At 71.6% G+C, this 3,080-nt stretch carries 2 protein-coding genes and 1 pseudogene; all 3 read right to left on the bottom strand.

Features of this window, described 5'->3' with window-relative positions; translation table 11 throughout:
• Window positions 1–2,305, bottom strand: a 2,305-nt coding sequence (locus AS93_RS0113655) for an efflux RND transporter permease subunit (protein WP_218185751.1), incomplete at its 3' end; no start/stop codon positions are given.
• Between the two features lie 4 nt (window positions 2,306–2,309).
• Window positions 2,310–2,825, bottom strand: a complete 516-nt coding sequence (locus AS93_RS19965) for an HlyD family efflux transporter periplasmic adaptor subunit (RefSeq protein ID WP_081798307.1) — start codon at window positions 2,823–2,825, stop codon at window positions 2,310–2,312.
• A pseudogene (locus AS93_RS21130) lies at window positions 2,765–3,080 on the bottom strand (hypothetical protein); the annotation flags it as partial. The gene AS93_RS19965 and the pseudogene AS93_RS21130, both read right to left, overlap by 61 nt.

Genomic DNA, 3,080 nt, shown 5'->3' on the forward strand with positions numbered 1-3,080 from the left:
GCAGGGTGGCGACGATGTCGCGCTGCGCCACGCCGAGCAGCGCGGCCTTGCGGCGGTCGACCAGCAGCAGGGTGCGCGGCGCGTCGGCGATCGCGGTGTCATCCACGTCCACCACGTAGTCGGTGCGCTCGAACAGCGCGCGCACCTCTGCGGCCACCTGGCGGCGACCCTCGGCGTCCGGGCCGTAGATTTCCGCGACGATGGGCGACAGCACCGGCGGGCCGGGCGGCACTTCCACCACCTTGAGGTTGGCGCCATGGCGTTTGGCGATGGCCTGCAGGTCCGGACGCAGACGCGTGGCAATCGCGTGGCTCTGCTCGTCGCGGTCGCCCTTGGCCACCAGGTTGACCAGCATGTCGCCGACTTCGCCGCCGCTGCGCAGGTCGTACTGACGCACCAGGCCGTTGAAGTTGATCGGCGCGGCGGTGCCGGCGTAGGCCTGGTAGTCCAGCACCTCGGCCTGTTCGGCCAGGTAGGCGCCCAACTCGCGCAGCACGGCGGCGGTGCCTTCCAGCGGCGTGCCAGCCGGCATGTCGACCACCACCTGCAGCTCGGACTTGTTGTCGAACGGCAGCATCTTCAGCACCACCAGGCCGGCGGCGGGCAACGCCAGGGAGATGGCGATCAGCAGGCCCACGCCGGCGCCGAGCAGCGCGCGGTTGCGCCGGCCGCGGCGTTCATCCAGCAGCGGGCGGAAGATGCCTTCGAAGAACGGCGTCAGCTTGCCGGACAGCCCGCCGTCATGGGCGTGGGCGGCTGTGGGCTTCATCCACAGGCGCGCCAGCCAGGGCGTGACGGTGAAGGCGATGGCCAGCGACAGCAGCATGCCCATGCTGGCGTTGATCGGGATCGGGCTCATGTACGGGCCCATCAGGCCGCTGACGAAGGCCATCGGCAGCAGCGCGGCGATCACCGTCAGGGTGGCCAGGATGGTCGGCCCCCCGACTTCGTCCACCGCGCCGGGAATCAGCTCGCGCAGCGTCTTGCCCGGGTGCAGCGCCTGGTGACGGTGGATGTTCTCCACCACCACGATGGCGTCGTCGACCAGGATGCCGATGGAGAAGATCAGCGCAAACAGCGACACCCGGTTGAGGGTGAAGCCCCAGGCCCAGGAAGCGAACAGGGTGACGGTCAGGGTGAGGATCACCGCGCTGCCGACGATCAGCGCCTCGCGGCGGCCCAGGGCGAGGAACACCAGCACCACCACCGACAGGGTGGCGAACAGCAGCTTCTGGATCAGCTGGCGGGCCTTCTCGTCGGCCGTGGCGCCGTAGTTGCGGGTTTCCGCCAGCTCGACACTGTCCGGGATCAGGCTGTTGCGCAGCTCGGCGACCCGCGCCAGCACGGCGGAAGAAACGTCGATGGCGTTCTCGCCGGGTTTCTTGGTCACGCTCAGGGTGATCGCCGGGAACTCGCCCGCGCCGCCGGGCGCGCTGCTCGGCAGGCCATGCCAGACGTACTGGCTGGGCGGCAGGGCGCCGTCCTCGACGCGCGCCACATCCTTGAGCTGCACCGGCTTGCCGTCGCGCACGCCGACCAGCAGCTCGCCCACCTCGGTGGCGTTTTCCAGGAAGCCACCGGCCTCCAGCTGCAGGCTGCGGTTGCCGCCCAGCAGCTCGCCCACCGGCAGGCCGGCGTTGGCCGACTGCAGCGCCATGCGCAGGTCTCCCACGGTCACCCCGGCCGCGGCCATGCGCGCCGGGTCCAGCTCGACGCGCACCGCGCGGCCGGGGCCGCCGTGGCTGCGCACTTCGCGGGTGCCGGGCACGCGCTTGAGTTCGGCTTCCAGGCTGTGGGCGACGTGCTGCAGGTCCAGCGCGCCGGTGGCGGCATCGCGGCTGTACAGGGTCAGGGTGACGATCGGCACGTCATCGATGCCCTTGGGCTTGATCAGCGGTTCGCCGACGCCCAGTTCGCGGGGCAGCCAGTCCGTGTTGGCGCGCAGGGTGTCGTGCAGGCGCACCAGTGCCTCGGTACGCGGCACGCCGACCTCGAACTGCACGGTGACCATGGCCATGCCGGGACGCGACACGGACATCACGTGTTCGACGTCGGCGATCTGCGCCAGTACCTGCTCGGCCGGCACCGCGACCATCTGCTCCACGTCGCGCACGCTGGCGCCCGGGAAGGGGATGATCACGTTGGCCATGGTGACGTTGATCTGCGGTTCTTCCTCGCGCGGCGTGACCAGTACGGCGAACAGCCCGGCGAGCAGGGCGACCAGCGCCAGCAGCGGGGTGATCTGCGCGGTCTGGAAATAGGCGGCGATGCGTCCGGAGACGCCCATGCGGGGAGTCATGTCCATGTCCTTACTTCAGTTGGCCGGCGGCGAGGGGATCGAGCGCCACCCGTTCGCCGGCGACGAGGCCGCTGAGCACTTCGACCTGGGCGCCCTGCTGCGGGCCCAGGCGCACCTGGCGCAGGCGCGGGCACTGCTGGGCGTCCAGCACGTAGACGGCGGTCAGTTCGGCGCGGCGCAGCACGGCTGTGCGGGGGATGTACAGACGGTCGCTTTCCCCGGTGAGGTTCAGGCGCGCGCGGGCGAAGGTGCCGGGCAGCACGCGCAGTTCGGCGGGCAGCTCCAGGCGCAGTTCCACGGTATGGGTGGTCGGATCGACGCTGGGCAGCCACTGCACGCGGCGCGGCGTCACCGGGGTGTCCAGGCCGGCCAGTTCCAGGCGGGCCGACAGCTCTGCCGGTGCGCTGGCGGCGACCGCCTGCGGCACCTGCACGCTGACCCGCAGCGCGGTGGGATCGTACAGCGTCAGCAGCGGGCGGCCGGGCATGGCCATGTCGCCGAGGCTGACCGGAATGGCCGAGACCACGCCGTCGTAGGGTGCGCGCAGTACATAGAAGTCGGACTGGGTGCGCGAGGCCTGGCGGCGGCGCGCACCGCGGCGGCTTCGGCGCGCGCGGCCTTGTAGCGGGCCTCGGCGCGGTCGAAGGCGGCCTGGCTGATGTAGTCCGCCTCCAGCAGCTGGCGCTGGCGGGCCAGTTCGCGCTCGGCCTCCTGCTCGACCGCCTGGGCGGCACGCACCTGGGCGGCGCTGGCGCTGGCGGTCTGCTCGGCGGCGCGGGCG

Origin of the sequence: Pseudomonas sp. RL (assembly GCF_000647775.1) — a bacterium.
GTDB lineage: Bacteria > Pseudomonadota > Gammaproteobacteria > Pseudomonadales > Pseudomonadaceae > Serpens > Serpens flexibilis.